This is a genomic window from Rhodospirillales bacterium (genome assembly GCA_014323865.1).
In the GTDB taxonomy this organism is placed as follows: domain Bacteria; phylum Pseudomonadota; class Alphaproteobacteria; order SP197; family SP197; genus SP197.
Window position 1 is genome coordinate 259,982 of the sequence record JACONG010000016.1, and the last position, 26,637, is coordinate 286,618.

Sequence of the window (26,637 nt, forward strand, 5' to 3'; positions counted from 1 at the left end):
GGGGGCGTTACCGCGCGCAGGGCGGTCAATCGGATCGGCCTGCGGCTTGCGCTTCCTCTGGTCGGCGCGGAGGCCGGCGTCTTTGTCATCATGACTGCGCTCGGCTGGATCGCGCCTGCGGTCGCGCTGGGCGGGATCGCAGTGATGGCGGCCTCGACATCGGTGCTCCTCTATCCCCTCGCCCGGAACCTGCAGGATCTCGGGCGCTGGCTGATGGATCACGAGGCCAGCAACACGCCGGAACCGCCGTCCTTCATGCCCGGTCCGGCGAGCCACGCGCTCGGTGTCCTGGCGTCGGGCACCCACGACATCATGCGGGTTCGCGACGAGCGGATCGATCATCTGACGGCCGAGACCGGCCGGATGCTCGATACCTTGCCCGATCCGCTGCTGCTGATGGCGCGCGACCGGCGGATCGTGCGTCTCAACCGCGCGGCGCGGAGCCTGTTCGGCGAACGTGCGATCGGACGGGATCTCTCCCGGGTGTTGCGCGATCCGGCGCTCGATGGCGCGGTCGATCGGGTGCTCGGGGGCGATGCCGGGTCGAGCATCGAGGTCACGTTGCAGGCCGGCCGGGTCGAGCGTCTCTTCGCCGTCGATGTCGCGCCGCTTCCCGTCGGCGCCAACGGCGGCCCGGCGGTCATGGCCATGTTCCACGACATCACCGCGATCCGACGCACCGAGCAGATGCGCGTCGACTTCGTGGCCAATGCCAGCCACGAGATCCGTTCGCCGCTCGCCACGCTGATCGGCTGCATCGAGACCCTGCGCGGGCCGGCCCGCGAGGACGCGGAGGCGACCGAGCGGTTTCTCGAGATGATGGACGACCAGGGCCGGCGCATGGCGCGGCTGGTCGGCGACCTGCTCACGCTGTCGCGCATCGAGCTCAAGGAGCACACCCGGCCGACCGGTCATGTCGATCTCGCCGGCCTGCTCGAACGCCTGCAGACCTCGCTCCAGTTCGATGCCGACGAGAAGGACATGGCAGTGATTCTGAACGTCGAGACCGGTCTGCCCGACATCCGGGGCGACGAGGGGGAACTCGAGCAGGTGATCTACAATCTGGTCTCGAACGCGATCAAATACGGGCGCCGGGGAACCGATGTCGAGGTCACGGCCGGCCGGCCGACGCGTCTGCCCGATGACCTGCGCATCGCGCGCGGCCCCCTGGTGCGGGTCGCCGTGCGCGATCGCGGCGATGGCATCGAGACCCACCACATCCCGCGCCTGACCGAACGGTTCTATCGTATCGATACGGCACGCAGCCGCGAGATGGGCGGCACGGGTCTCGGTCTTGCGATCGTCAAGCATGTGCTCAATCGCCACCGCGGCGCGCTCCATATCGAAAGCCGGGTCAGCGAGGGATCGACCTTTACCGTCTGGCTGCCGGGCCGGGCGGACTGATCGAGAGCGCCCGGATTCGTCTGGACATCCGGACTCCGCAGATTTCCCCGCCTTTTGATCATCCCCAGCGGTTTCAAGGCCAGTCATCCACAAGGCAGTCATCCAACTGTCACATTCGCGCAGTAATGCGTTGAAATGGCGTTCGCAGGTTGCGTGCGCAATCGTGTCGGACAGTCCGGCGCGCATTCGGATCCCAATCTTGCCTGGAGGGGACATGAAGTTTGAACTCAGGAGCCTGGCGCTTGCCGGTGTCGCCGCGGTCGCTCTGACCGGCACCGCCGCCGCCCAGGACACGCGCGACACGATCCGCATCGTCGGCTCGTCGACCGTGTTTCCGTTTTCGACCGCCGTGGCCGAGCAGTTCGGCCAGACCAGCGACTTCCCGACGCCTGTCGTTGAGTCGACCGGTTCGGGCGGTGGCCTGAAGCTGTTCTGCGCCGGCGTCGGCGTCGAGCATCCCGACATGACGAACGCCTCGCGCCGCATCAAGCAGAGCGAGATCGACCGCTGCGCCGGGAACGGCGTCACCGGGATCACCGAGGTGAAGGTCGGCTTCGACGGCATCGTGCTGGGCAACTCGCGCCGGTCGGACCGGATGAACATCGACATTCCGAGCCTGTGGCTGGCGCTCGCCGCCGGGGTTCCCGATGAGAACGGCAACATCGTCGGGAACCCCTACATCATGTGGAACGAGATCGATCCGCAGCTGCCCGCCGCCGCGATCCGCGTCATGGGCCCGCCGCCGACCTCCGGTACGCGCGACGCCTTCGTCGAGCTGGTCATGGAGGAGGGCTGCAAGCACTTCGATGCCGTGACCGCCATCGAGGAGTCCGATGAGGACCGCTACGAGGCGATCTGTGCTTCGATCCGTGAAGACGGTGCCTTCGTCGAGGCCGGTGAGAACGACAACCTGATCGTTCAGAAGCTCGAAGCCGACCCGGATGCCTTCGGCATCTTCGGCTTCTCGTTCCTCGACCAGAACAGGGACAGGATCCAGGGTTCGATGATAGCCGGTGTTGCGCCGACCTTCGACAACATCGCTGCCGGTGACTATCCGGTTTCGCGCTCGCTCTACTTCTATGTCAAGAACGCTCACATCGGTGCCGTTCCGGGCATCCGGGAGTACGTGACCGCGTTCACCAGCGAGGACGCCTGGGGTCCGTTCGGCTACCTCGCCGACAAGGGCCTGATCCCGCTGCCTGATGCGGATCGTGCCGCGATGGCCGAATCGGCCCGGAGCGCCATGCCTCTCGCAGGCCTGTGATCGTTACCCCGTCGGGGCCCGGCCGAAAGCGGCCGGGCCCCGACAGCTTTGCGGGCCGGCGTCGCCGTCCCGCCCCGGCCAACAACATCCCGGTGTCCCCGTGAGCCTGACCGTCTTCACCGTTATCCTGCTCGGCCTGGCGGTAACCGGTTTCTTCATGGGACGAAACCGCGCTGCGGCTCTGGCCGGCCATCAGCCGCCAGCGCTCCATTCCCGCCCGGTCTATCATGGTTGGTACGTTGCGCTCGCCTGCGGTCTTCCGGCCATCGCGCTGTGGATCGTGGCCCTCGCTGTCGGCGACCAGCTCATCGCCTCATCGGTCGTCGCATCGCTGCCCCAGAGTCTGCAGGACGAGTCCAGCCCGGTTCTGACCCGCTTCCTGGCCGATGCCCGGACGCTCGCCAGGGGCGGCACGCCGGTGATCGACATCACGCCCGAACTTGAGGCCGCTGCCGCGCAATACGGCCACTTGCGCTCCATCGAGCAACGGGTCGGCTTCGGTGGCGCCTTCGCGCTCGGCCTCTTCGGTCTGGGCCTCGCCTACAGGAAAATCACGCCCGATCATCATGCCCGCCAGCCGGTCGAGCGCACGCTTCTGATCGTTCTGCTGATCGCCGCGGCGATCTCCATCCTGACCACCGTCGGCATCGTCTTCTCGGTGCTGTTCGAGTCGATCCGCTTCTTCGGCAAGGTGCCGCTGTTCGAGTTCCTGTTCGGCCTCCGATGGAGCCCGCAGATCGCGCTGCGCGCCGACCAGGTCGGCTCGTCGGGCGCCTTCGGTGCGGTCCCGCTCTTTGCCGGTACCTTGATGGTCAGCGTCATCGCCATGTTTGTCGCAGGTCCCATCGGGCTGCTCTCGGCGATCTATCTGGCTGACTATGCGCACCCCGGGTTCCGTGCCGCGGCCAAGCCGATGCTGGAGGTTCTCGCGGGTATCCCCACCGTGGTCTACGGCTTCTTCGCCGCCCTGACCGTGGCGCCGCTTCTGCGTGAGGCCGGTGCCGGCATCGGTCTCCCGGTGGCGTCCGAAAGCGCGCTCGCGGCCGGTGTGGTCATGGGCATCATGATTATCCCCTTCGTCTCGTCGCTGACCGACGATGCCCTCGCCGCGGTGCCGAAATCGCTGCGCGACGCCTCGCTCGGCCTCGGCGCGACGAGGCAGGAGACGGTGACCAGGATCGTTCTTCCCGCCGCCCTGCCGGGCATCGTTGCGGGTCTGCTTCTGGCTGTGAGCCGCGCCATCGGCGAGACGATGATCGTGGTGATGGCCGCCGGCCTTGCGGCGAACCTGACTGCGAATCCGCTGGAAGCAGTCACCACCGTGACCGTTCAGATCGTCACACTTCTGGTCGGCGACCAGGAGTTCGACAGCGCCAAGACGCTGGCGGCCTTCGCGCTCGGCCTTGTGCTCTTCGTCATCACCCTCGGCCTCAACGTCATCGCACTGCGGGTCGTGCGGAAGTATCGGGAGAAGTATGACTGACATGGCCGAATCCCCGACCCGATCGCTCCATATGGGTGCGGCGGCCGACGCCCGTCTGCGCAGGCGCTACGCCCGTGAGTTCCGCTTCAAGGTCATCGCGATCGGTGCACTCGTGCTCACGGCGCTGTTTCTGGTCGGCCTGCTGGGAAGCATCGTCTCCAGGGGCTGGTCGGGCTTCATCACCAACGAGGTCAGGCTCGACGTGCACTTCTCCGAAGAGCACGTGAGCGTCGAGGACCCGGGCAGCGGCAACGTTCGCCTGATCGTCATCGAGGCGCTCCAGAGAGTGATCCCGAATGCGACCGAGCGAAGCGACATGCGCGCTCTGCTTGGCCTCATGTCGAACGGCGCCTTCATCGAAATCCGGAACATGGTGAGGGACGATCCCTCGCTGATCGGCCAGACCGTGGAGGTCTGGGTCCCTGTCGGATCGGATATCGACATGCTGAACAAGGGGTATGTCGATCGCGACCTGCCCGAGGATCAGCGCCGCGTGGACGACCGGACGATCGGATATGTCGACCTGCTCCGGGAAGCCGGCGACATGCGGACCGTCTTCAACCGGGATTTCTTCACCACAGGTGACTCGCGCGAGCCCGAGCTCGCCGGCATCGGCGGTGCGGTGCTGGGCTCGTTCTGGATGCTGCTGGTGACCTTCCTGGTGTCGTTTCCCACCGGCGTTGCCGCGGCGGTGTTCCTTGAAGAGTTTGCGCCCGGGAAGAAGTGGATCGACATCATCGAGGTGAACATCAACAACCTGGCAGCGGTGCCGTCGATCGTGTTCGGTCTTCTGGGCCTCGCCGTCTTCCTCAACGTCATGCATCTGCCGCGTTCGGCACCCGTTGTCGGTGGCCTGACGCTGGCACTCATGACGCTGCCGACCATCATCATCACCACGCGCGCCGCGCTGAAGGGTGTGCCGCCCTCGATCCGCGAGGCGGCCCTCGGTATCGGTGCTTCGCCGGTCCAGGTGGTGTCCCATCATGTCCTGCCGCTGGCCCTGCCGCGCCTTCTGACCGGCGCAATCATCGGCATGGCCCAGGCGCTGGGCGAGTCGGCACCGCTTCTGATGATCGGCATGATCGCATTCATCGTGGATCTGCCCTCAGGTCCGCTGGATGCGGCCACCGTACTCCCCGTGCAGATCTACCTCTGGGCCGACAGCCCGGAGCGCGGATTTGTCGAAAAGACGTCGGCCGCCATCATGGTGCTGCTGGCATTCCTGGTCGTGATGAACGGCATCGCGGTCTATCTCAGGCAGAGGTTTGAAATCCGATGGTAGCGACAACGCAAGCGAACCCGAACGACATCGAACGGGCTGCCGCGCACGAGGATGCGGTCACGATCGCGGTGGAAGACCTCCCGAAGATGGACCACAAGATCAAGATGCAGGCCCGCAATCTCAAGCTGTGGTACGGCGAGAAGCAGGCGCTGACCGGCATCAATCTCGATGTTCCGGTCAATCAGGTGACGGCGTTCGTCGGCCCGTCGGGTTGCGGCAAGACAACCCTCCTGAAGTGCCTGAACCGCATGAACGACACGATCGATATCGTGCGGATCGAGGGCAGTGTCGGTCTCGAAGGTGCCGACATCTACGACAAGTCGGTCGATGTCGTGCAGCTGCGTGCCCGCGTCGGCATGGTCTTCCAGAAGCCGAACCCGTTCCCGAAGTCGATCTACGACAACGTTGCCTACGGCCCCCGCATCCACGGCCTCACGAACAACAAGGCCGATCTCGATGCCATCGTCGAACAGAGCCTGCGCCGCGCCGGTCTGTGGGACGAGGTCTCGAACCGTCTCGACGAGGTGGCGACCGGCATGTCCGGCGGTCAGCAGCAGCGTCTCTGTATCGCACGCACCATCGCCGTCAGCCCCGAGGTCATTCTGATGGACGAACCCTGCTCGGCGCTCGATCCGATCTCGACGGCGCGCGTGGAGGAACTCATCGACGAGCTCCGCCGGAACTACACGATCGTCATCGTCACCCATAACCTGCAGCAGGCCGCCCGTGTCTCCCAGTACACGGCGTTCTTCCATCTGGGCCGCCTGATCGAGGTCAACGATACCGCCGAGGTCTTCCAGAGCCCTCGGCATTCCATGACCGAGGATTACATCACCGGCCGCTTCGGCTGATCCGCACCCGGAGGCTCTCCCCCATGTCCACCACGCAGCACACGGTCCGCTCATACGACTCCGAGCTCGAGGAGCTCGATCGCCACATTCTGGCAATGGGCGGTCTGGTCGAAGACCAGCTCCGCAATGCCATTCGCTCGCTCGTCGAGGGCGATCGCGACCTGGCGCGCCGCATCATCGACATCGATCCGAAGATCGATCAGCACGAGCGGGATGTCGATGAACTGGTGACGCGCATGATCGCGTTGCGCCAGCCGATGGCCGAGGACCTCCGCCGGATCAAGACGGCACTCAAGGTCGGATCGAATCTGGAGCGCATGGGCGATCTCGCGGCCAACATCGCCAAGCGCGGTCTGGTCATCAAGGACGCGGAGCACGTGCCCCAGCGCGAGGCTTTGAAGCGTCTCGGAAACGCCGTTCACGCCATGACGACCGATGTCATGGATGCCTTCCGCGATGGCGATGCCGATCTGGCCCAGCGCGTCTGGCGTCAGGACGAGTCGACCGACGAGATGTACAACAGCATCTTCCTCGCGATTCTGGCCGACATGATTGCCGATCCCAGGCTGATCGCGCCGGGCACCCACATTCACTTTGTCGCCAAGAACATCGAGCGCGTCGGCGACCATGCCACCAACATCGCAGAGATGGTGACCTACATGATCCTGGGCTCCCTGCCGGACCGTGAGCGTCCGAAGTCCAACTCTGTGGTCGGTGTGGACCAGGAAAACGAGGAGTCGGGTGAGCCGTGAGCAGCAGTGACGCGACCGTTCTGGTTGTCGATGATGAGGCGCCGATGCTGGCGCTGGTTCGATACAATCTCGAAAAGGCAGGTTACCGGGTTCTCGAGGCGACCGACGGGCAGGAAGCCCTGACGGTGGCGCGCGAGGAGCATCCCGACATCATGATCCTCGACTGGATGCTGCCGTCGCTCAGCGGCATCGAGATCTGCCGCCAGATTCGCCGCGACGGCGAACTCGCCAACACGCCGATCATCATGCTGACCGCCCGTGGCGAGGAGCAGGACCGTGTGCGCGGGCTCGAGGTCGGCGCCGACGACTACATGCCCAAGCCGTTCTCGCCGGCCGAGCTGCTGGCCCGGATCCGGGCGGTCATGCGGCGCATCCGTCCGGCGCTCGCCCGGGAGGCGCTGTCGTACGCCGGTCTCCACATGGACCTCGCCGACCACAAGGTCTCGCGCGACGGACAGCCGATCCAGCTCGGGCCGCGCGAGTTCCGGATTCTCCGCTTCCTGATGGAGAATCCGGGCCGCGTGTTCAGCCGCGAGCAGCTTCTGGACCGCGTTTGGGGCAACGACATCTTCATTGAGCCCCGTACCGTCGATGTTCACATCGGCCGCCTGCGCAAGGCGCTCAACATCCGCGACGGCGGCGATCTGATCCGCACAGTGCGCTCGGCAGGTTACGCGCTCGACGCGGGGTGATTGCCATTCCCAGGGCATCGAACCCCGACCGTATCGAAGTCAACCGCGATGCCATCGAGATCGCCCTCGACGATGAGGCTCTCGAAATGATCGACCAGGCCTTCCCACCGCCCCAGAGCAAGCAGAGGCCGGCGATCCTCTGATCCCGCCCGGTCGCCGCATTGCGTCGCGACCGGTGGCCGTGGATGATGCGGCCACCCATCGCAACCCCCCGGACAACGCCATGACGATCGACTTCACGACCTATGACGACGACAACATCTTCGCCAGGATTCTGCGTGGTGAGTTGCCGAACACGACCGTTCACGAGGACGATCACGTGCTCGCCTTCCACGACATCGCACCGCAGGCTCCGGTCCATGTCCTGGTGATCCCCAAGGGTCGCTACATCGCCCATGACGACTTTCATCGCGAGGCGAGTGATGCCGAGATCGTCGCCTTCTGGCGCGCGGTGGCGACGATCTGCGGCGACCTCGATGTCGCCGGGGGCGGCCATCGCCTGATCGCCAACCGGGGGGCCGACAGCGGCCAGCTCGTGCCGCACTTCCACGTTCACATTCTGGCGGGCAGGAATCTGGGGCCGCTGATCGCCGGCTGACCGTGAGCGTCGGGACCGGCGATGCAGGGTCAGCCCGGCGCGCCGAACTGATCGGCGTCGCCTGCGTTGTCGTGTCTGCCCTGGCATTGTCGCTCAAGGGTGTTCTCGCGAAGTTCATCTTCGCCCAAGGGGTCGATGTGCCGACCCTGCTCGCGATCCGCTACAGCCTGACACTGCCGATGCCGGTAGTGGTCGCACTGTGGCTCAAGGGCGGGGTCAGGGCGCTGCGGATGTCATGGCGCGACGTCAGCCTCGGCATGCCGGGCGGGCTGATCGGCTACTACCTCGCAGGCCTGCTCGATTTCACGGCGCTCGCGATGATCGACGTCACGGTCGAGCGCGTGCTGCTCTTCAGCTTTCCCGTCTTTGTCCTGCTGCTCGACAGCCTGCGCAGAAAGCGGCTGCCGCCGCGACGCCAGATCATTGCGCTGAGCCTGGCCGAGACCGGAATCGTCATGGTCATGGGTGTGACGGACCCGTCCGCGTTCCTCGCCAATCTGGAGGGCGGTCTCTACGCCATCGCCTCGGCCTTCGCGTTCTCGATCTACTTCATGCTGAACCAGTCGCCGGGGCCGCGGCTGGGCAGTGCGCGCATGGCGCTGGCCGCCGTGCGGGCGCGACTCTCGGGATCGACGTCCACTTCGTGTTGACCACGCCGCTCGATGCCCTGGCGACCGGCTGGCCGGTATTCTCGATGATCTTTGCGATCGCCGTGTTCTGCTCGGTGGTGCCGTTTCTGCTGGTCACCGAGGGCATCCGTCGCGTCGGCGCCGCACGTTCGGCACTGATTTCGACCGTCGGACCGGCGGCCACGCTGGTCCTTGCCGCATGGGTTCTCGGCGAACGCATGACCTGGGCACAGCTCGGCGGCGCTGCGCTTGTCGTGATCAGTGTGATGGCGCTCGAAGGTCGCCTGCCGCGCTGGCGCCGGGCCGGCGACCTACTCGATCACGCCGAGATTGCGCAGGTGATCGTCGAGCATCGGGTTCCGGACGCCAAGGGCATAAGCGAGCATGAAGTCCTCGTCGGCGAGCTCGTAGCGGCCCAGGGCGTCATGGGACAGGCCACGGCCGAAGTAGGCGTCGCCCGCATCCGGGCTGCGCGCGATGACATCGCTGAAGTCAGCAATAGCGAGTTCGTAGGACCCGCGCCGGTAGTGGAGAAAGCCGCGCTCGATCATCGGCCCGATCCACAGCGGCTCGATCTGAAGGGCGCGGTTGAAGTCGTCCTCCGCACCGAAGTCGTCGCCAACCTCGGCCCTGGTGCGTCCGCGCTCGAAATAGAGCACGGGGTCGGTGCCCCAGAGGCTGAGCGCGGTGTCGTAGTCGATGATCGCGCCGGTCAGGTCGCCGATCAGGCGACGGGCGTGTGCCCGGCCGATGTGGAGGTGGACCTGGGCCGGCTCCAGCGCGAGGGCACGGTCGTAGCTCGCCACGGCCTTGTGCAGCAGACCCATGGCGATCTGTGCCTCGGCCAGATTGCCATGGGCATCGACTGTGGTGGGCTGCTCCCGGATCACGGCGGCAAAATCGTTGGCCGCATCGGCCGGCCGGCCCAGCGTCATGAAGGCGACGCCCCTGTTGTAAAGCGCGTCGGCATAGGTCGGCGAGAGCGCGATGGCGCGGTTGAAATCGTCGATCGCCGCATAGGAGTCGCCCAGGATCTGATGAAGGACGCCCCGGTTCTGAAGGATCACCGCATGCCGCTCCGGCGGCAGTTGGCCCTCCTTGACGATGCGGTCGAGGATGACCATCGAACCCTCGAAGTCGCCGGCCTCCGCGGCGATCGCGGCAGCGAGAACGTCGTCCTCGACATCGGCCGCCGCGGGCGGCACCGCGGCGAGAAGAATGAGGCAAAGAAGCGGGATCGCGCGCATCATGTCGGTCCTGTTGTGACGGCTCTGCCCCGTCCGCGCAAGCACGGTGCCACACGGCGTGATCACAGGCGAGGATGGCGCCGGTATGGCGATCCCAAATCGGTCTGAATTGGGTCGCTTTGGTCTGATTCTGGCCCAGAAAGGTTCGGTTCCGCATGGACAGCCGTGCGGGTCTGGTCTAAACCCTACCGTCTGCCGTAGGCACTCGCAGGGTTGGACGGTCCCATTGTCGACCAACCCGTGCTCTGAGCCGGGAGGTCCTTCCATGCCGTTCGGATTGCTCAAATTCGGTTTCAACAGGGGGCACCCGGTTCCCCGGGCGCTGCCGGGCGAGACCGACCTCAAGGACTCCTACGATATCGTCATCGTGGGCGGTGGCGGCCATGGTCTGGCCACGGCCTACTATCTGGCCAGGGACCACGGCATCACCGATGTGGCCGTGCTCGACAAGGGTTACATCGGCAGCGGCAACACGGGCCGCAACACCACGATCATCCGCTCCAACTACCTGACGCCCGAAGGCGTGCAGTTCTACGACGAGTCGATCAACCTCTACAGGGACCTCTCCAACGACTTCGACATGAACCTCATGTATTCGGAGCGTGGTCACTACACTCTGGCGCATACCGACAGTGCGGTGCGCACGATGCGCTGGCGGGCGGAGGTCAACAAACACTTCGGCATCGAGTCCGAGCTCGTTCTGCGCGACGACCTGCAGAAGATGGTGCCGCAGCTCAACTACTCCGATGACGTGCGCTATCCGATCATGGGTGCGCTCTATCATGCGCCCGGTGCCATCGCGCGCCACGACGCGGTGGCCTGGGGTTATGCCGCGGGTGCCGCCAGGCGCGGTGTCCACATCCACCAGAAGACCGAGGTCACCGGCTTCGAGATCACGCCCGCCAACGGCGCGCCGCCGCGCGTGACCGGGGTCAGGACGACCCGGGGTACGATCGCGGCGGGCAAGGTGCTGCAGGCGGTCGCCGGCATGTCGGGCGAGGTCGCGCGCATGGCGGGCTTCAAGCTGCCGCTCAAGACCATCCCGTTGCAGGCCTGCGTGAGCCAGCCGCTCAAGCCCTTCCTCGACGCCATCGTCGTCTCGGGCAGTCTCCACGTCTATGTCAGCCAGTCCTCGCGCGGCGAACTGGTGATGGGCGGCGCGACCGATCCCTACGGCGTCTACCAGACGCGCTCGACGCTGGACTTCAAGGAGGGGCTCATGATGCACATGATGGAGCTCCTGCCCTATATCGGCGAGGTCAAGCTGCTGCGCCAGTGGGCCGGCATGACCGACATGACGCCCGACTTCGCGCCGATCATGGGTGAGACGCCGGTCGACGACTATTACATCGACGCGGGTTGGGGAACGTGGGGCTTCAAGGCGACGCCGGTCTGTGGCAAGCGCAACGCCGAGTTGCTGGCGACCGGCCGCGTGCCCGACATCATCGCGCCCTTCGCGCTGCAGCGTTATCACGACTTCAAGCTGGTCGGCGAAAAGGGTGCCGCCAGCGTCGGCCACTAGAGGAACGATCCGATGAAGATCATGCCCTGTCCGCTGAACGGACCGCGCAACATCTCCGAGTTCGCCTATGGCGGCGAGGTCAGCGACCTGCCCGCGCCCGATTGCGACAACGAGACCTGGATCGACTACGTCTATCTTGAGAACAACCTGGCGGGCATCGTGCGCGAGTGGTGGTACCACACGCCGACCGCTTTCTGGTTCATCGCCGAGCGCGACACCCGGAGCGACGAGATCCTCAAGACCTATCCGGCCTCCGACGTCTACAGGGACCGGGTTGACTTCACACCGCCCCGGGGCGCCAGCAAGGCGAAGGAGTAAGAGCGATGGCAGCCAACCGTCTCGATGCGCCCCACGGCCTGCTGATCGATCGCGACCGGCCGGTCACCTTCACCTTCGACGGCAGGACGCGCACCGGCTTTGCGGGCGACACGATCACCAGCGCGCTGTGGGCCAACGACGTGAAGATCATCTCGCGCTCGTTCAAGTACCACCGCCCCCGCGCCACGATCTCGGCGGCGGGTCACGATGCCAACGGCCTGGTGCAGATCGGCGATGAGGCCAGTGTCTCGGCCGACACGCGCCTGGTCGAGGACGGCATGATCGTCGAGGCGCAGAACGTCGTCGGCAGCCTGGAACACGATCGCGCCCGGTATCTCGACAGGATGGCCCGCTTCCTCCCCGTCGGCTTCTACTACAAGGCGTTCTACAAGCCGAAGGGTGCCTGGAAGCGCTGGGAGCCGGTGATCCGCCGCATGGCGGGCCTGGGCAAGGTCAACACCGAGGCGCCCCACGGCTACTTCGACAAGCAGTACCTCTGGGCCGATGTCGCCGTTGTCGGCGGCGGCCCCGCCGGTATGGCGGCAGCCCTTGAGGCGGCTGAGGCCTCCGACGAGATCGAGGTCGTGCTGATCGAGGAAAACCCCTCGCTCGGCGGCGCGCTCACCTATGCCCGCTTCGATGCCGGGGGTCAGCGCGCGGCCAGGGAGCGTGAGAGCCTGATCGAGGCGGTCGAGGCCAGGGAGAACATCCGCGTGCTTGCCGGTGCATGCTGCAACGGCTGGTTCGCCGATCACTTCCTGCCGGTGATCCAGGGCAACCGCATGTTCAAGCTGCGCGCCAAGGCCGTCGTTGTCGCGACCGGCAGCTACGAACAGCCGCTGGTCTTCCGCAACAACGACCTTCCGGGCGTGATGTACGGTTCGGCCGCCCAGCGTCTGGTCAACCGCTATGGCGTGAAGCCCGGCAACCGCGCGGTCATCGCCACGGCCAATCCGGACGGTTATGCCACGGCCCTCGACCTGATCGCCGCAGGTGTCGATGTCGCCTGCATCGCCGATCTCTCCGACGAGCGCCCGCGCCACGAGCTGGCCGATGCCGTGGCCGACCACGGCATTCCGGTGTCGCTCGGCACCACGGTCTGCGAGGCCATCGCCAAGCCACACCTCAACGGTGTCGAGGGCGCGCGGGTCGCCAGGATCACGGGCCAGGGCACCGTGGCCGAGCGCCACGATACCTTCGACTGCGACACCGTCATCTCGTCGATCGGCTGGCAGCCCTCGGCCAATCTGATCTGGCACGCTGGCGGCAAGACGCCCTACAACGACGCGACCGCGATGTTCGAAATCGGCGCGCTGCCTGAGGGCATGTATGCCGCGGGTTCCGTCGCGGGCTGCTTCCTGATCGACACCGTGATTGAGGAAGGCCGCGCTGCGGGCTGGCAGGCCGCCAAGGACGTCGGCTTCACCAAAGGTGCGATGCCCTCGGTGCGCAACGACAAGGGCGAGCAGGGCCAGAACCATCCCTGGCCGATGTTCGAACATGCCAAGGGCAAGGATTTCATCGACTTCGACGAGGACCTGCAGATCCACGACCTCAACAACGCGGTCAGGGAAGGCTACGCCCACGTCGAGCTGATGAAGCGCTTCTCGACCTGCGGCATGGGCCCCAGCCAGGGCCGCCACAGCTGGCTCAATGCGATCCGTCTCAACGCCAGAGCCAACGGGCTCAGCGTCAACGAGGCCGGCATGACGACCCAGCGCCCGCCCTACACCGCCGAGAAGATCGGCGTGCTGGCCGGCCGCAGTTTCGAGCCGAAGCGTCTGACCTCCATGCATCACCGCCACGCCGAAGCAGGCGCCAGGCTGATGCTGGCGGGTCTGTGGTACCGCCCTGAGGTCTACAACCCCGGCAGCGACCGCGAGGCGGCGATCCGTGCCGAGGCGAGGAACGTGCGCGAGAATGTCGGTCTGATCGATGTCTCGACGCTCGGCGGTCTTGAGATCCGCGGTCCCGATGCGGCCGAGATGATGGAGCGGATGTACACCTGGGCCTACAGGAAGCAGCAGATCGGCCGGGCCCGCTACACGCTCATGACCGACATGACCGGCGTCATCACCGACGACGGCGTGGCTTGCCGCTTCCATGACGAACACTACTACGTCACCGCGACCACCTCGGGCGTCGACGGCGTCTACAGGGAGATGCTGTTCTGGAACGCCCAGTGGCGCCTCAAGGTCGACGTCACCAACGTGACCGGCGCCTTCAGCGGCGTGAACATCGCAGGCCCGAAATCGCGCGAGGTGCTTGCCAGGCTGACCGACGCGGACCTCTCGGGCGAAGGCTTCCCCTACATGGGTGTGCGCATGGCGACGGTCGCGGGCATCCCCTGCCGCCTGCTGCGTGTCGGCTTCGTCGGCGAGCTCGGCTTCGAGATCCATTGCCCCGCGCATTCGGGCGAGGCGCTGTGGGACGCCATCGTGGAGGCCGGCGCCGAGCACGGCATCAAGCCCTTCGGTGTCGAGTGCCAACGTCTGCTGCGCCTGGAGAAGGGTCACATCATCGTCAGCCAGGACACGGACGGTCTGACCAACCCGCTGGAAGCCGACATGGACTGGGCGCTCGCCAGGAAGCGCCCGTTCTTCATCGGCAAACGCTCGATCGACATCCAGCGCGACATGGTCGAGCGCAAGCTGGTCGGCTTCGAGCTCCAGGGCGGGACCAACGGCACGATCCCGAAGGAATGCCATCTCGTCATCAAGGACGGCGAGATCAAGGGGCGCGTCACGTCCTGCAGTTACTCGCCCACCCTCGACAAGGTCATCGGGCTCGCCTATGTCGGGGCCGATCAGGCCGGGGAAGGCACGATCTTCCAGGTGCGTGTCGACTCCGGTCAGGTGGTCGGCCGAACGGTGAAGATCGACCCCAACTCGTTCGTCGACTGCAAGGTTGTGCCCTTGCCCTTCTTCGATCCGGAAAACGCCCGTCAGGAGCTGTGATCCATGCCTGATTCGCTTCAGCCCGCGGACCGCATCCGCCGCTCCAATCTCTACCGGGTCTCGGCTGCCCTCGGTGCCCGGTGGGCCGACGTCAACGGCTTCGCCTGCGCCGCGAACTACGGCGAGGCCGCCGGAGAGGCTGCCGCCGCGACGACGCTCGGCATCGCCGACCTGACCGCCCTGCCGCGTGCCGGTTACAAGGGCTGGGACATGGCGACATGGGTCGGCGGCCAGGGAGTCGATCTGGGCGAGCCCAACACGGCAAGGGTCCAGGCCGACGGCACGCTGGCCTGCCGCCTCTCAGGCGGCGAACTGCTGCTGCTTGCCGACGACGCCGGAGACGGGGGCACGATGGACACGCTCGCGGCCGCCTGGTCGATGGAGGGCGCGGTCTGTTACCCGGTTCCGCGTTCGGACACCAACGCCCGGATCGGCATCACCGGTGCGAAGGCACCCGGGATGATGGCCAAGATGTGCGGCATTGATCTGAGGCCCCACCGCTTCGCCAACCACCGGATTGCCCAGACCAGCGTGGCGCGCATGAACGCCATCCTGATCCGCAACGATCGCGGTGAGACCTATGCCCTCGACATGGTGATCGACAGCGCATCGATCGTTTACATGTGGGAGTGCCTGACCGATGCCATGGCCGAGTTCGACGGTCGGGCGATCGGTCTCGATGCCTTGAGAGGTCTCTCCGCCTGAACGCAGCCGGTGCTGCTCTTCCCGTTCGTCGATTCCGACCGGAGATGAGCCGTGGCCCTACAGGCATGTCCCTGCCCTGGCAGCCGACCCGAGGGTCATGCGCCACCCGCTCGTCGAGCCCGGTTCTACGATGTCAAATCGGCGCAGGGCAGGCATGCGTTCAGAAAATGAACTTGACCCTTGGGTTCATGGGGTGAACATTATGCGCCCGGCTGGTGAAGGCGATTCACCGGCCCTGCGGTAGCCTGGAGGCAGACGCCGCCCGCCACCGTATCCGGAAGCTTCAGGCTCCACCCCGCACACGGTCGGCTCATCATCATGTCTTCCCGCGCATTCGACACGCCGTTGCCAGATCTCGACAGCGTCTCGGTCCTTGTCACGGGCGGCCTCGGCACCCGCTTCGGTGTCGCCAAATCCGACCACGATGCCTTCCGCCACGACGGACTCGGCCTGTGAGCAGGTCTGACGCTTCCCTCAAGGATCCCGGCACGTCGGACGCGCGCCTCGGTCTCGGCAAGACCCGGTTCTGGCCTACCATGCTGGCCGGCATCGGTATGCTGACACCGCGCGAACGGCGCAAGGCGATTCTGCTCGCCATTGCGATCGCCGTGGCCGATCTCGTGCAGCTCTTCTCCATCATCGCCGTGCTGCCCATCGTCGGCATCATCGTGCAGCCCGACATGATGGAGAAGAGCACCGGGACGGTCTGGCTCTATGAGATGAGCGGTGCGGATTCGCGTCAGGCCTTTCTCTTCATGCTGGCCGGCAGTGCATTCGTCGCCCTGCTGGTCGGCCATCTCGGTGCCCTCGCGGTCAACATCGTGCTGGAGCGTTTTGTCGCGCGCCTGAACGTCCGTCTGTCGCACGACCTCGTGACCGAACTGGTCAATGCGCCGTTCTCCTGGTTCCTGCACCAGAGCGCGGCGGCGCTGACCCGCATGGCGCACGACGACGTGACCTTCTGGAGCCGCGACATGATCGGCAATGGCCTGCGCATCCTTTCGCTGCTGACCACAGTGGTCAGCACCACCATCATGGTTGTCTTCATCACGCCGCTGGGCGGGCTCGCCATGCTGGCAGTCGCCGGTGCGCTGGCCGCGGTCGCCACGCGCATCATCAAGGTGCCGATGGTGCGCTGGAACCGGATCGCTCGCGAGGCCTCGGAACGGTCGATGGTGATGACGACCCAGATCCTCTCGGGCATCAAGGACGTCAAGGCCAACTGCACCCAGGAACACTTCACCGATCTCTTCACCGAGGCGACCCGGCACACCCGCAGCGCCTCGGCCCGGGCCACCATTCTCGGCATGATCCCGGCTCCGCTGATCATCCTCATCGTGCAGGCAGGCATGCTGCTCGTGATGATGGGCATGTGGTGGTCGGGTGTGCAGGGCGGTGCCATGGCGGCCCAGATGGCGCTGATCGTTCTGGCTGCGGCACGTATCACGCCGGCCGTCATCCGGCTCCAGACCTCGGTCACCAGTCTGATCAAAACCGAGACCTGGGTTGCGGGCCTGATCGGTATTCTCGCCGATGCCCGCGCCGCCAGGGCGGTCGAGACTGCACCGAAGACCCTGGTGCCCGTTCCGGTCTGGGAGATGCTGCGCTTCGAAGATGTCAGTTTCGCCTACGAAGGGGCGGAGCGGGCAGCGCTCCACGACATCAATATCGAGATTCCGCGCGGCGCATGCATCGGCATCAAAGGCGCCTCGGGCGCGGGCAAGAGCACGTTCATCGACGTCCTGCTTGGCCTGCTCACGCCCGACAGCGGGAAGGTTCTGGTCGGGAATGTCGCGGTGTCGGAGATCGGTCAGGACTGGCTGCATCACGTCGGCTACGTGCCCCAGCAGCCGTTCTTCACCGACGATACGCTCGGCACCAACATTGCTTTCGGTCTTCCGCTCGATCCGGAGAAAATGGCGCGTATTGCGGACCATGCCGGTCTTTCCGAGTTCGCCGCCGTGCTGCCCCAGGGCTTCGACACGCCGCTCGGTGATCGCGGCCAGCGGGCGTCGGGCGGCCAGCGCCAGCGCATCGCCATCGCCCGGGCGCTCTATCGCGAGCCGACCCTCCTGGTCCTGGACGAGGCGACCGCGGCGCTTGACGCGGAAACCGAAGCGGCTCTTGTCGAGACGCTCCGGGATCTGCGCGGTGCGATCACGATGGTGATCGTCTCCCATCGCGAAGCGCCGATGGTTCTCTGCGACAGCGTCGTGACCCTGGAGTACGGCCGGCGCGTCGATGACACCGTGGCCGAAGCCACCACGAGGCTTGCACAATGAACGATGTCGCCATGGTCTGCGGCGGCCCCGTCGTGCTGACCGGCATCAGGGACCTGTGGTCGCCCGGCCTCTGCAAGGACGGTGAGCACTGCCTGCCGGTTCCGCCCACGGACCCGCAGGCGACTGCCGCAGCGGTCGCACACATCCAGGGCGATGCAGGGCTTGCCGCTTCCCCGGGCGAGGCCGCGCGCCAGGTGACGCTCGAAGGCTTCCCGCTGAAGCGTATGGATGACGGGCTTGAATCCCCGGTACGGATGGGCGGGGCATGAAGGTCGCGATCGGTTACCACGTGCAGGACGGTGCCTGGGGTGGCGGCAACCGCTTCGCCAAGTCCCTGGCTGCCGGGCTCGAAGCGCGTGGCGACCGGGTCGTCTACGACCTCCGTGACGACGATATCGACGTTCTGGTCCTGACCGACCCGCGCAGCCGCAGTCCCAACATCTCGTTCGCTGCCGCGGCCTGCCTGCGTTACCTGCGCAGACGGCCCGAGGCGGTTGTCATTCATCGCATCGACAAACCCGCCGGGACGCTCCGGAGCATCGCACTCGGGACACTCAACATGCTGGAGACCATGCGCATCGTCGGCGGCTCGATCCGCTTCTGCAACGCCTGCTGCTCCGATTGCTTCGGCAATATCGGCGGTGTCGCCGCCGAACATGAGTCCGTGCAGCCAGCATGATGGGTCGTCTCAAGCAGGTTTTGCGGCCCGTCGTGCGCGGCGGGATGGCCTGTGCCGGTCTCGCGGCAACGCGCACCGGTATGCGGCGCAGGGATCCCGCACCGGTCCACTTCGTCATCGAGAAGCAGGACTGGGCGACCCGTCGGGTCGGCACCGGCGTGCGCGACGGTGTCGAACGGCATCATCCCGGCAAGGTCGCCCTGGTGCTCAACGCGGTGGGCGCCGAACGCAAGGTGGTCCACTACGGTTCGCAATACATGTGGGAGGCTTGGCAGCGCTTCCTGCCGTCGTCGAACCGCTATGTCACGTCGTTCTTCCACGGCAAGCCGGAGGACGGGCCAGACATTGCGCGCCACATCGACCGCTTCCTTGCGAGCGTGCCGCGTCTCAGTCGCGTCGTGGCCTCGAACAGCCTGCTGATGGACCGTCTTTCGGGATGGGGTGTGCCGGCCGACAAGCTGGTCCGGATTCCCATCGGCACGGACACCGCCCTGTTCCAGCCGCCGACGCCCGACCGGCGCCGCGCTGCCCGGCAGAGATGGGGTGTGCCCGCCGATGCTGTCGCCATCGGCAGTTTTCAGAAGGACGGCATCGGCTGGGGTGCCGGTATGGAGCCCAAGCTGATCAAGGGGCCCGACATCCTGGTTGAGGCGGTGGCCGCCATGGCGAAACAGTGCAAGGTCCACGTCATCCTGACCGGCCCCGCGCGCGGCTACGTGAAGGCCGGACTCGCCCGGCGCGACATTCCGTTCACCCATGACTATCTCGCCGACTACGCCGAACTGACCAGCGCCTACCATGCGCTCGATATCTATCTCATGACATCCCGCGAGGAGGGCGGGCCGATGGCCCTGATGGAGAGCATGGCCAGTCACGTGCCGGTCGTCTCGACCCCGGTCGGCATGGCTCCGGACCTGATCGATGACGGCGAAACCGGCTGGCTCACCCCGATCGATGCCACAGCGATCGCCGCGGTGGCGCTTGGCGCGCTCGATCGTCCCGAGCCGCAGCGGGTGCTGGCGGCGGCGCGCGAACGGGTTCTCGGCTGCGACTGGAAGGTGGTGGCCGACAGCCACTGGAAGCAGGTCTATCGGCCACTGATGGACGAGCTGGGCCTCTGATGGCGGGCAAGCGCGACCCCCTGCTCAAGCGCGCGCTGCGCACCGGCTACCGCACGGCGCTGGCCGCCGAGACGGCCCTGACCGCACGCCGACGGCGCGGTGCGCCGCGTGTCTGGTATGCCGGTGCGCGTTCGGGCTCGGGCGGCGGACCGCTGGTCAAGGTTGCCCGATTGCGCGAGCACTTTCCCGAGGCACGCGGCTCCTACAATCTGGTCTATCTGCTGAGCAATGCACCTTATCTCGACCGAGGTTCGCTGACCACGCTCCGGCGTCGCAAGGTGCCTGTGGTGCTGAACCAGAACGGCGTGTTCCACGAGGCATGGTTCGACGGCGACTGGCGGGCGAAGAACCGGGAGATGGCCGCCGCCTATCATCTGGCCGACCACGTCTTCTGGCAGAGCGACTTCTGCCGGCGCTGCGCCCAGCGCTTTCTCGGCGAACGCGATGGCGCGGGCGAGGTGCTGTTCAACGCCGTCGACACCGGGCGTTTCGCACCGGCGGCCAGGCGGCCGGAGCGGCCGGTCACGTTCCTTGTCGCCGGCAAGATCGAACATCATCTCTACCCCCGGATCGGCGATGCGCTTGAGGCCGTCGCTCGCCTGCGTCATGACGGGCGGAACATTGTGCTGCGTATCGCCGGCTCTCTCGACGCCCGGTCCGAGTCTGCGTTTCGCGGCGATGTCGCCCGGCTCTCCCTGGAGGATGCCGCAACATGGACCGGGCCCTACAGCCAGCAGGATGCTCCGGACATGTACCGCAGCGCGGATGTCTACCTCTTGACAAAGCCCAGCGATCCCTGCCCGAACACGGTGCTGGAGGCGCTCGCCTGCGGCCTGCCGGTGGTCTACTCGGCCACCGGCGGCGTGCCGGAACTGGTGGGTGAGGACGCCGGTTGGCCACTGGCCTGCGAGGAGTCGTTCGAACGCATGGTCTGGCCGTCGATCGACGATCTGGCCTCGGCGATGGCCGAGGCGGCGGATGCCTTTGGGGACAAGGTTGAGGCGGCCCGCGACCGTGCTGTTGCGCGTTACGACATCGGCCATTGGATCGGTCGCCATCGTGCCGTGTTCGAAGCCCTGCTGGCGGATCGCCCATGAGCATGAAAGCGCTTGCCCTGGGTGTGGTCCGCGCCACCGGATTTGTCGCCGGCCTGGTGCCGCGTGGGCTCCGGTCCCGCCTTGTCTTTGCCCTGCTGGTTCTCGAATCGCGCATCGGCAGCCCGGCCGACGCCCTGCGCCAGCTCTACCGGACCCAGGACGATCTCGAACTGCTGCTGGCCGAGCGCGCGACCGCCTATGGCAAGGGTATCCATCCCAAGCACCGCCTGACCCGCTATCACGACTACTTCATCGACCGCATCGGCGATTCGGCGCGGGTGCTGGACATCGGCTGCGGCTATGGCGAGGTGGCGCGTGGGATCGCCCGTGCACGGCCGGGCGTGACCGTGATGGGGGTCGAGATCGAGGAGAGTCTGATCCGCCAGGCCGAAGCGGGCGACAATCCTGCCAACCTCTCGTTCGTCTGTGCCGATGCCACCCGCAGCCTGCCCGACGGACCATGGACGACGGTGGTGCTGTCGAACATCCTCGAACATCTGGAGGATCGCGTCGGTTTCCTGCGCGATCTTCTCGCCGCGCAGCAGCCCGCCGATGTTCTGATCCGCGTGCCGGCCTTCGAACGCCACTGGCACATTCCCATGCGCAGGGAACTGGGCATGGGTTACTTCTCGGACCGTACGCACGTCATCGAACACACGATCGAGGCGTTTCGCAGCGAGGTGGAGGCCTCGGGCCTCATGATTGTCGAGCTGCGCACCGTGTGGGGCGAGATCTGGGCTGCCTGCAAGCCGGCCGATGGTTGACGTCTCGATCGTCCTGCCCTGCTACAACGCCCATGTCTTCCTGGACGAGGCGGTCGCCAGTGCGCGTGCGCAGACGCTGGCCGCCAGGGAGATCATCGTCATCGACGACGGTTCGACCGCGCCCGAAACCGCGGCCGCGCTCGCGGCCCTGCCGGCCGATGTCAGGCTCGTTCATCAGGAGAACCGGGGCCTCGGAGGTGCGCGCAATCGCGGGTTCGAGGAGGCAAGAGGTCGTTACGTCCTGCCGCTCGACTGCGACGACTGGATCGAGCCCGGCTATGCCGAAAAGGCGCTGGCGCTGATCGCAGGGCGCGACGACGCCTTCGTCCATCCCTGGATCGACGCCTTCGGCCAGCATGAGGCCGTGCTGGAAAAGCATTGGAACCTGTTCGAGCAGCTGGTCAGCAATCAGATGCCCTATTGCATGCTGATCCCCAAGACGCTGTGGCAGCGCGTGGGCGGCTACGACGAATCCATGCGTCTGGGCTACGAAGACTGGGACTTCAACATTCGCCTCGGTCTCGTGGGTGCCGAGGCCCTCTGCCTGCCCGAGGCGGTCTTTCACTACCGCGTTGCCGCCAGCGGTATGCTGCAGGCGATGTCGCATCAGAGGCACGGCCAGCTCTGGCGCATCATCCAGCAGAAGCACCCGGAAAGTTACAGCCTCAGCGGCCTCCTGGGCCATATGCGCGCCTGGTCGGGCCGGCCCAGGGCGCATGCGACATGGCAGCTTCTGGCATTCTACGCCGCCCACCGGGTGCTGCCCGACGCGCTGTTCTCGCGTCTGTTCCGCGCCGTACTGCAGCGCAGTCACCTGCGGCGTGCGGCGGCCGGGGCCTGAGATGTGCGGGCTCGCGGGCCTTGTCGACCGCAACGGCCTTGATCGTGACGCTGCGGTGCCGGGCCTGGAGCGGGCCGTGCGACGGCTGCACCCGCGCGGCCCCGACGACAACGGTATGTGGTTTGACGGTCATGCCGCTCTGGGCCATACCCGCCTCGCCATCGTCGATCTCTCGGCAGCCGGCCGCCAGCCCATGGTGCGTGGCAGCCTGGCGCTTGCCTACAACGGTGAGATCTACAACCACGCCGAACTCCGCGCCGAGTTGGAGGAGGCCGGCACCGTCTTCGAAGGACACTCCGACACCGAGGTCCTGATCCGCGCCTGGGAACGCTGGGGTGAGGGCGTGCTCAACCGGCTCAACGGCATGTTCGCCTTCGCACTCTGGGATACCGCCCGGAAGGCGCTTTTCCTGGCCCGTGACCGTTTCGGCAAGAAGCCGCTGCTGTTCGCCCGGACCGGCACCCGGCTTGCCTTCGCTTCGGACCTCGTCGCGCTCGAGGCGGTCGAGGGCACCCGGCGCGACGTCGACCCCGCCGCCCTGCGCCTGCTCTTTGCCCTGCGCTGGCTGCCGGAGCCCTGGTCGATCGCCGCCGGCGTCCGGCACCTGGCACCCGGCCATGTCGCGCGGTTCGATCGCGACGGCATGGCCATGCGCTCCTTCGTCGAGCCCGAAACGCTGGAGACCTACACCGATGAGGAGACCGCCGCGGCCGATCTCGTCGGACGCTTCGATGCGGCCGTGGCAAGACGCATGGTCGCCGACGTGCCGGTCGGCGCCTATCTCTCGGGCGGAATCGATTCGGCGCTGGTGGTCGCCGCCATGGTGCGCAACGCCTCGACGGTTCGCACCTGCACCGTCGGCTTTGCCGATGTGCCGGCCTATTACGAGGAGCGGCCCCAGGCGCGTGCGGTCGCCGACCATCTGGGCACCGAGCACACCGAGATCGAACTTGGCGCCGACGATGCGCTGGCCGCCGTCGGGCCGCTGTTCGACGGGCTCGACGAACCCTTCGCCGATTCCTCCGCCCTGCCGAGCTTCGTGCTCGCGCGTGAGACCCGGCGGCATGTCACCGTGGCACTCTCGGGCGACGGCGGCGATGAGGTGTTCGGCGGCTACCGGCTCTATCGGGCCGAGCTCTACGCCGAGGCCTACCGGCGCCTGCCCGGCTGGCTGCGTTCGTCGGCCATCGAACCCGCCGCGCGGCATCTGCCCGACGCCAAGGGTGGCCGGTTGGCTGAGCTCTCGCGCCGCGCGCGGCGGTTTCTGGATCACGCCGGCAAACAGGCCATTGCGCGCCGTGCCGGTCTGGCCCGGCTGCTGGAGGAGGATGAACTCGACCGGCTCCTGGTGCACCCGTCCGGCCACACGCCCACAGTCGAGGTTCTCTTCGCGGCCGCGCGGCCGAAAACCGGTGCCGATCCCCTGACCGCGATGCTGATGGGCGACCAGCGAACGATTCTGCCCGGCGACATGCTGGCGAAGGTCGACCGCACCTCGATGGCCAATTCGCTCGAGGTGCGATCGCCCTTTCTCGACGCGAGCGTGGTGGATTGCGCCAATGCCATGCCCGGCGCCTTCAAGATCCGGCGCGGCGCGGGCAAGGCGATCCTTCGGCGCGCGTTTGCGGGACGCGTCCCCGCCGCTGTCTTCCGCCGTCCGAAGAAGGGCTTCGAACTGCCCATCGACCGCTGGCTGGCCGGTCCGCTCAGCGATCTCGTCAAGGCGTCCTGCGATGCGGAACGCCTGCGGCGGCAGGGCCTGATTGATCCGGACCTGCCCGGACGCTGGCGCGACGATCTGCTGGCCGGACGACGCGACACATCCTGGCAGCTCTGGACGCTGATTGCCTTTCAGGCCTGGGCCGACCGGCGCGCGCGGGCGCTGCCGTGAAGGTCTGCCAGCTCTGTGCCGTCGATTTCACCATGGCCCGTCTGCTCCTGCCGCTCTGTACCGCGATACAGGACGCCGGCCATGAGGTCGTGGCGATCTGCTCGGACGGGCCCCTTCTGGAGCATGTGCGTCAGGCAGGCGTTCGTTGTCGTCCCGTCCCCATTGCCCGCAGCATGAACCCGCTGAAGGCGTTGCGCTCCTCGGAGGCCGTCTCCCGGGTCCTGCGCGAGGAACGCTTCGACCTCGTCCATGTCCATACGCCGGTCGCGAGCCTGGTTGGCCGCCTGGCCGCCTGGCGAACCGCTGTGCCGACGCTGGCCTACACCGCGCACGGCTTCTATTTCCACGAACACATGCCCCGGTTCCGGCGCAACGCCTTCGTCGTGGCCGAGTGGATCGCGGGCCGCGTGACCGATGTCCTGATGACCCAGTCGCGCGAGGACGCCGCCTTCGCCCGCAAGCACGGCCTGATCGCCGGCCCCGTCATCGAGGCGATCGGCAACGGCGTGGATGCCGCACGGTTCACGCCCGGCCCGGCCGAGCGGCGTGCGTCCGTGCGCGATACGCTCCAGACGCCGCAGGACGCACCGGTGGTAATGATGGTCGGCCGGCTGGTCGCCGAAAAGGGCTACCCCGAGCTGTTCGGTGCCATGGGTTCGGTCGATGCCCATCTTTGGGTCGCGGGCGCGCGCCTTGCCAGCGATCACGCCGATCCCATCGACCTGGCGCTTGCCGAACTCGACGCCGATCCGGCGCTGAAGCGGCGGGTTCATCTGCTGGGCGAACGCGAGGACGTGCCCGACCTCCTCGCTGCGGCCGATCTCTTCACCCTGCCGAGCCGTCGGGAGGGCATGCCGCGTTCGATCATCGAGGCCATGATGACCGGTCTGCCCGTCGTGGCGACCGACATCCGCGGCAGCCGTGAGGAGGTGGTGCCCGGCGAGACCGGACATCTTGTCCCGGTCGGCGACATCCCGGCGCTGGCTGCCGCCCTTGACGACCTGATCCGCGATCCCCTCAAGCGTACCGCCTTCGGTGCTGCCGGGCGCCGCCGGGCGCTTGAGCTCTACGACGAGACGAAGGTGATCGCCCGCCAGCTCGGGATCCTCGGGCTGACGTAACACGTTACCAGAGCATGTCCCGTTCAGATTGAATCAATCCGAACGGGTGACGATGCTCCGGGTCTTGAGATGCAGGGCGGTTCCAACTGGGTGCGCTCCGCTCCGGGCGAGCCGGCAGATGCCGTGCACGCTTGGCGGACCCTCGGTCGTGAGCCGTTCTGTCTCGACCATGTGGATGATGTGCGCCAGCACCGACTGGCGCGCGGCGGGATGGAGACTGCGGTCGACCGCTGCATACATGCGTTCCACCATCTCCGGGATCGTCGTGATCCCGTCCTCCAGACAGGCCACGATCTGCTCTTCGCGTGCCTCCCTGTGCGCGATCAGCGCCGTCACATGCGTTTTGGGGTCGGTGATGGCGGGTCCGTGGGTCGGCAGATAGATCGTATCGTCGCGCTCCAGCAGAACCCGGAGGCTCCGCATGTAAGCCGCCATATCGCCGTCCGGCGGCGAGACCACCGTGGTCGACCAGCCCATGACATGATCGCCCGAGAACAGGGTCGTCTCGTCGCGAAGGCAGAAACACATGTGGTTTGAGGTGTGGCCCGGCGTGAAGACACATTCCACCGTCCAGCCGGCCCCTTCGATCACGTCGCCGTGGCGCACCTTGTGGTCGGGCCGGAAATCGCGGTCCCCGCCTTCCTCCACCGCCACCTCGCCTTCCGCCCGGCCCGAGCCGTGCGGCCCGAAGGCCCAGGTCTCGGCTCCGGTCGCCTGCCTGATGAGCGCCGCGGCAGGTGAATGGTCGCTGTGGGTGTGGGTCACCAGCTGGTGCGTGATCGTCTCGCCCGCGGTCGCCGCCAGGATCGCATCGACATGGCGCGGGATCGCCGGCCCCGCATCGACCACCGCCACCTCGCCCCGGCCGATGATGTAGGTGCCCGTGCCGTGATAGGTGAACCCCGACGGGTTGTCCGCCACCACCCGCCGCACCAGCGGCGAGACCTCGGTGGCGGTACCATAGGTGACGCTGTCTTCATGGACGAAGGGAACGGTCATGGCGTGGCTCCGAGTCTTTGGATGCAGGGCGGGTGCGATCCGCTCTGGCACCGGGACATGATGCACAATCGGCTGCCCGAATGAACCGTCAGACATCGAGCCCGCCGTTCGACGCGGCACGCTGGGCGCCGCCGATGA

26 protein-coding genes and 1 pseudogene are annotated in these 26,637 nt (G+C 66.6%); 25 read left to right on the forward strand and 2 right to left on the reverse strand.

Translation table 11 applies throughout. The features are described from left to right. Nucleotides 1-90: 90 nt before the first annotated feature. From GDA49_10115 to GDA49_10165, 11 genes and pseudogenes are all read left to right on the forward strand, one after another. Nucleotides 91-1,404 (forward strand): PAS domain-containing protein, encoded by a 1,314-nt coding sequence (locus GDA49_10115; protein ID MBC6440741.1) that lies wholly within the window; start codon nt 91-93, stop codon nt 1,402-1,404. Nucleotides 1,405-1,618: 214 nt separating this feature from the next. After that, a complete protein-coding gene (locus GDA49_10120) occupies nt 1,619-2,668 on the forward strand; it encodes a substrate-binding domain-containing protein (GenBank protein MBC6440742.1) in 1,050 nt (349 codons plus the stop codon). Further along, entirely contained in the window at nt 2,607-4,151 is a 1,545-nt protein-coding gene (pstC, locus tag GDA49_10125) for a phosphate ABC transporter permease subunit PstC (GenBank protein ID MBC6440743.1), read from the forward strand. The genes GDA49_10120 and pstC overlap by 62 nt, the downstream gene beginning before the upstream one ends. A gap of 1 nt (nt 4,152) precedes the next feature. Continuing rightward, the gene (gene pstA, locus GDA49_10130) at nt 4,153-5,433 is read left to right on the forward strand and encodes a phosphate ABC transporter permease PstA (protein ID MBC6440744.1); all 1,281 of its coding nucleotides are present in this window, start codon (nt 4,153-4,155) and stop codon (nt 5,431-5,433) included. Continuing rightward, on the forward strand, nt 5,427-6,284 hold the full coding sequence (locus GDA49_10135; protein MBC6440745.1) for a phosphate ABC transporter ATP-binding protein: 858 nt from the start codon (nt 5,427-5,429) through the stop codon (nt 6,282-6,284). Before pstA ends, GDA49_10135 begins: the two co-directional genes overlap by 7 nt. Nucleotides 6,285-6,307: 23 nt before the next feature. Continuing rightward, nucleotides 6,308-7,036, forward strand: coding sequence for a phosphate signaling complex protein PhoU (gene phoU, locus GDA49_10140; protein ID MBC6440746.1), 729 nt, complete (start codon nt 6,308-6,310; stop codon nt 7,034-7,036). A gap of 44 nt (nt 7,037-7,080) precedes the next feature. Continuing rightward, nucleotides 7,081-7,728 (forward strand): phosphate regulon transcriptional regulator PhoB, encoded by a 648-nt coding sequence (gene phoB / locus GDA49_10145; protein ID MBC6440747.1) that lies wholly within the window; start codon nt 7,081-7,083, stop codon nt 7,726-7,728. Beyond that, a complete protein-coding gene (locus tag GDA49_10150) occupies nt 7,725-7,871 on the forward strand; it encodes a hypothetical protein (protein ID MBC6440748.1) in 147 nt (48 codons plus the stop codon). Before phoB ends, GDA49_10150 begins: the two co-directional genes overlap by 4 nt. An 80-nt stretch (nt 7,872-7,951) precedes the next feature. Continuing rightward, nucleotides 7,952-8,326 carry an HIT domain-containing protein gene (locus GDA49_10155; protein ID MBC6440749.1) on the forward strand — a complete coding sequence of 125 codons (375 nt, stop codon included), beginning with the start codon at nt 7,952-7,954 and terminating at the stop codon, nt 8,324-8,326. Between the two features lie 2 nt (nt 8,327-8,328). After that, nucleotides 8,329-8,976, forward strand: a complete 648-nt coding sequence (locus GDA49_10160) for a DMT family transporter (protein MBC6440750.1) — start codon at nt 8,329-8,331, stop codon at nt 8,974-8,976. A gap of 44 nt (nt 8,977-9,020) precedes the next feature. Continuing rightward, nucleotides 9,021-9,224, forward strand: a pseudogene (locus tag GDA49_10165) (EamA family transporter). Between the two features lie 42 nt (nt 9,225-9,266). Here GDA49_10165 and GDA49_10170 read toward each other — a convergent pair. Continuing rightward, the gene (locus tag GDA49_10170; protein MBC6440751.1) at nt 9,267-10,205 is read right to left on the reverse strand and encodes a tetratricopeptide repeat protein; all 939 of its coding nucleotides are present in this window, start codon (nt 10,203-10,205) and stop codon (nt 9,267-9,269) included. Between the two features lie 262 nt (nt 10,206-10,467). Between GDA49_10170 and GDA49_10175 the strand changes: the two genes are divergently transcribed. The 14 genes from GDA49_10175 to GDA49_10240 all read left to right on the forward strand — a co-directional run bounded on the left by GDA49_10175 (nt 10,468) and on the right by GDA49_10240 (nt 25,500). Next, complete coding sequence (locus GDA49_10175) at nt 10,468-11,724, forward strand: FAD-dependent oxidoreductase (protein ID MBC6440752.1); 1,257 nt, start codon at nt 10,468-10,470, stop codon at nt 11,722-11,724. Between the two features lie 12 nt (nt 11,725-11,736). Continuing rightward, a complete protein-coding gene (locus tag GDA49_10180; GenBank protein MBC6440753.1) occupies nt 11,737-12,042 on the forward strand; it encodes a sarcosine oxidase subunit delta in 306 nt (101 codons plus the stop codon). Between the two features lie 5 nt (nt 12,043-12,047). Continuing rightward, nucleotides 12,048-14,999, forward strand: a complete 2,952-nt coding sequence (locus GDA49_10185) for a (2Fe-2S)-binding protein (protein ID MBC6440754.1) — start codon at nt 12,048-12,050, stop codon at nt 14,997-14,999. A 3-nt stretch (nt 15,000-15,002) separates the two neighbouring features. Further along, entirely contained in the window at nt 15,003-15,704 is a 702-nt protein-coding gene (locus GDA49_10190) for a sarcosine oxidase (GenBank protein MBC6440755.1), read from the forward strand. A gap of 318 nt (nt 15,705-16,022) precedes the next feature. Next, entirely contained in the window at nt 16,023-16,160 is a 138-nt protein-coding gene (locus GDA49_10195; GenBank protein MBC6440756.1) for a hypothetical protein, read from the forward strand. Further along, nucleotides 16,157-17,986: an ABC transporter ATP-binding protein gene (locus GDA49_10200; GenBank protein ID MBC6440757.1), complete on the forward strand. Its 1,830-nt coding sequence runs from the start codon at nt 16,157-16,159 to the stop codon at nt 17,984-17,986. The genes GDA49_10195 and GDA49_10200 overlap by 4 nt, the downstream gene beginning before the upstream one ends. Next, the gene (locus GDA49_10205; protein ID MBC6440758.1) at nt 17,983-18,255 is read left to right on the forward strand and encodes a hypothetical protein; all 273 of its coding nucleotides are present in this window, start codon (nt 17,983-17,985) and stop codon (nt 18,253-18,255) included. The genes GDA49_10200 and GDA49_10205 overlap by 4 nt, the downstream gene beginning before the upstream one ends. Then, nucleotides 18,252-18,665 carry a GDP-mannose 4,6-dehydratase gene (locus tag GDA49_10210; GenBank protein ID MBC6440759.1) on the forward strand — a complete coding sequence of 138 codons (414 nt, stop codon included), beginning with the start codon at nt 18,252-18,254 and terminating at the stop codon, nt 18,663-18,665. Before GDA49_10205 ends, GDA49_10210 begins: the two co-directional genes overlap by 4 nt. Further along, nucleotides 18,662-19,786 (forward strand): glycosyltransferase, encoded by a 1,125-nt coding sequence (locus GDA49_10215; protein ID MBC6440760.1) that lies wholly within the window; start codon nt 18,662-18,664, stop codon nt 19,784-19,786. Before GDA49_10210 ends, GDA49_10215 begins: the two co-directional genes overlap by 4 nt. Continuing rightward, complete coding sequence (locus GDA49_10220) at nt 19,786-20,883, forward strand: glycosyltransferase family 4 protein (protein ID MBC6440761.1); 1,098 nt, start codon at nt 19,786-19,788, stop codon at nt 20,881-20,883. The genes GDA49_10215 and GDA49_10220 overlap by 1 nt, the downstream gene beginning before the upstream one ends. Beyond that, nucleotides 20,880-21,647 carry a class I SAM-dependent methyltransferase gene (locus GDA49_10225; GenBank protein MBC6440762.1) on the forward strand — a complete coding sequence of 256 codons (768 nt, stop codon included), beginning with the start codon at nt 20,880-20,882 and terminating at the stop codon, nt 21,645-21,647. The genes GDA49_10220 and GDA49_10225 overlap by 4 nt, the downstream gene beginning before the upstream one ends. Continuing rightward, a complete protein-coding gene (locus GDA49_10230; GenBank protein MBC6440763.1) occupies nt 21,640-22,488 on the forward strand; it encodes a glycosyltransferase family 2 protein in 849 nt (282 codons plus the stop codon). The genes GDA49_10225 and GDA49_10230 overlap by 8 nt, the downstream gene beginning before the upstream one ends. 1 nt (nt 22,489) lies before the next feature. Beyond that, a complete protein-coding gene (gene asnB / locus GDA49_10235) occupies nt 22,490-24,379 on the forward strand; it encodes an asparagine synthase (glutamine-hydrolyzing) (protein ID MBC6440764.1) in 1,890 nt (629 codons plus the stop codon). 32 nt (nt 24,380-24,411) lie between these two features. After that, nucleotides 24,412-25,500 (forward strand): glycosyltransferase family 4 protein, encoded by a 1,089-nt coding sequence (locus tag GDA49_10240; protein MBC6440765.1) that lies wholly within the window; start codon nt 24,412-24,414, stop codon nt 25,498-25,500. A 33-nt stretch (nt 25,501-25,533) separates the two neighbouring features. Here GDA49_10240 and GDA49_10245 read toward each other — a convergent pair whose 3' ends face one another. Beyond that, complete coding sequence (locus GDA49_10245) at nt 25,534-26,499, reverse strand: MBL fold metallo-hydrolase (protein ID MBC6440766.1); 966 nt, start codon at nt 26,497-26,499, stop codon at nt 25,534-25,536. Nucleotides 26,500-26,637 lie beyond the last annotated feature (138 nt).

Coding starts and splice junctions, on each gene's coding strand:
- GDA49_10115 (MBC6440741.1), top strand. CDS start 91: ATGACTGCGCTCGGCTGGATCGCGCCTGCGGTCGCGCTGGGCGGGATC.
- GDA49_10120 (MBC6440742.1), top strand. CDS start 1,619: ATGAAGTTTGAACTCAGGAGCCTGGCGCTTGCCGGTGTCGCCGCGGTC.
- pstC (MBC6440743.1), top strand. CDS start 2,607: ATGCGGATCGTGCCGCGATGGCCGAATCGGCCCGGAGCGCCATGCCTC.
- pstA (MBC6440744.1), top strand. CDS start 4,153: ATGGCCGAATCCCCGACCCGATCGCTCCATATGGGTGCGGCGGCCGAC.
- GDA49_10135 (MBC6440745.1), top strand. CDS start 5,427: ATGGTAGCGACAACGCAAGCGAACCCGAACGACATCGAACGGGCTGCC.
- phoU (MBC6440746.1), top strand. CDS start 6,308: ATGTCCACCACGCAGCACACGGTCCGCTCATACGACTCCGAGCTCGAG.
- phoB (MBC6440747.1), top strand. CDS start 7,081: ATGCTGGCGCTGGTTCGATACAATCTCGAAAAGGCAGGTTACCGGGTT.
- GDA49_10155 (MBC6440749.1), top strand. CDS start 7,952: ATGACGATCGACTTCACGACCTATGACGACGACAACATCTTCGCCAGG.
- GDA49_10170 (MBC6440751.1), bottom strand. CDS start 10,205: ATGATGCGCGCGATCCCGCTTCTTTGCCTCATTCTTCTCGCCGCGGTG.
- GDA49_10175 (MBC6440752.1), top strand. CDS start 10,468: ATGCCGTTCGGATTGCTCAAATTCGGTTTCAACAGGGGGCACCCGGTT.
- GDA49_10180 (MBC6440753.1), top strand. CDS start 11,737: ATGAAGATCATGCCCTGTCCGCTGAACGGACCGCGCAACATCTCCGAG.
- GDA49_10185 (MBC6440754.1), top strand. CDS start 12,048: ATGGCAGCCAACCGTCTCGATGCGCCCCACGGCCTGCTGATCGATCGC.
- GDA49_10190 (MBC6440755.1), top strand. CDS start 15,003: ATGCCTGATTCGCTTCAGCCCGCGGACCGCATCCGCCGCTCCAATCTC.
- GDA49_10195 (MBC6440756.1), top strand. CDS start 16,023: ATGTCTTCCCGCGCATTCGACACGCCGTTGCCAGATCTCGACAGCGTC.
- GDA49_10205 (MBC6440758.1), top strand. CDS start 17,983: ATGAACGATGTCGCCATGGTCTGCGGCGGCCCCGTCGTGCTGACCGGC.
- GDA49_10210 (MBC6440759.1), top strand. CDS start 18,252: ATGAAGGTCGCGATCGGTTACCACGTGCAGGACGGTGCCTGGGGTGGC.
- GDA49_10215 (MBC6440760.1), top strand. CDS start 18,662: ATGATGGGTCGTCTCAAGCAGGTTTTGCGGCCCGTCGTGCGCGGCGGG.
- GDA49_10220 (MBC6440761.1), top strand. CDS start 19,786: ATGGCGGGCAAGCGCGACCCCCTGCTCAAGCGCGCGCTGCGCACCGGC.
- GDA49_10225 (MBC6440762.1), top strand. CDS start 20,880: ATGAGCATGAAAGCGCTTGCCCTGGGTGTGGTCCGCGCCACCGGATTT.
- GDA49_10230 (MBC6440763.1), top strand. CDS start 21,640: ATGGTTGACGTCTCGATCGTCCTGCCCTGCTACAACGCCCATGTCTTC.
- asnB (MBC6440764.1), top strand. CDS start 22,490: ATGTGCGGGCTCGCGGGCCTTGTCGACCGCAACGGCCTTGATCGTGAC.
- GDA49_10240 (MBC6440765.1), top strand. CDS start 24,412: ATGGCCCGTCTGCTCCTGCCGCTCTGTACCGCGATACAGGACGCCGGC.
- GDA49_10245 (MBC6440766.1), bottom strand. CDS start 26,499: ATGACCGTTCCCTTCGTCCATGAAGACAGCGTCACCTATGGTACCGCC.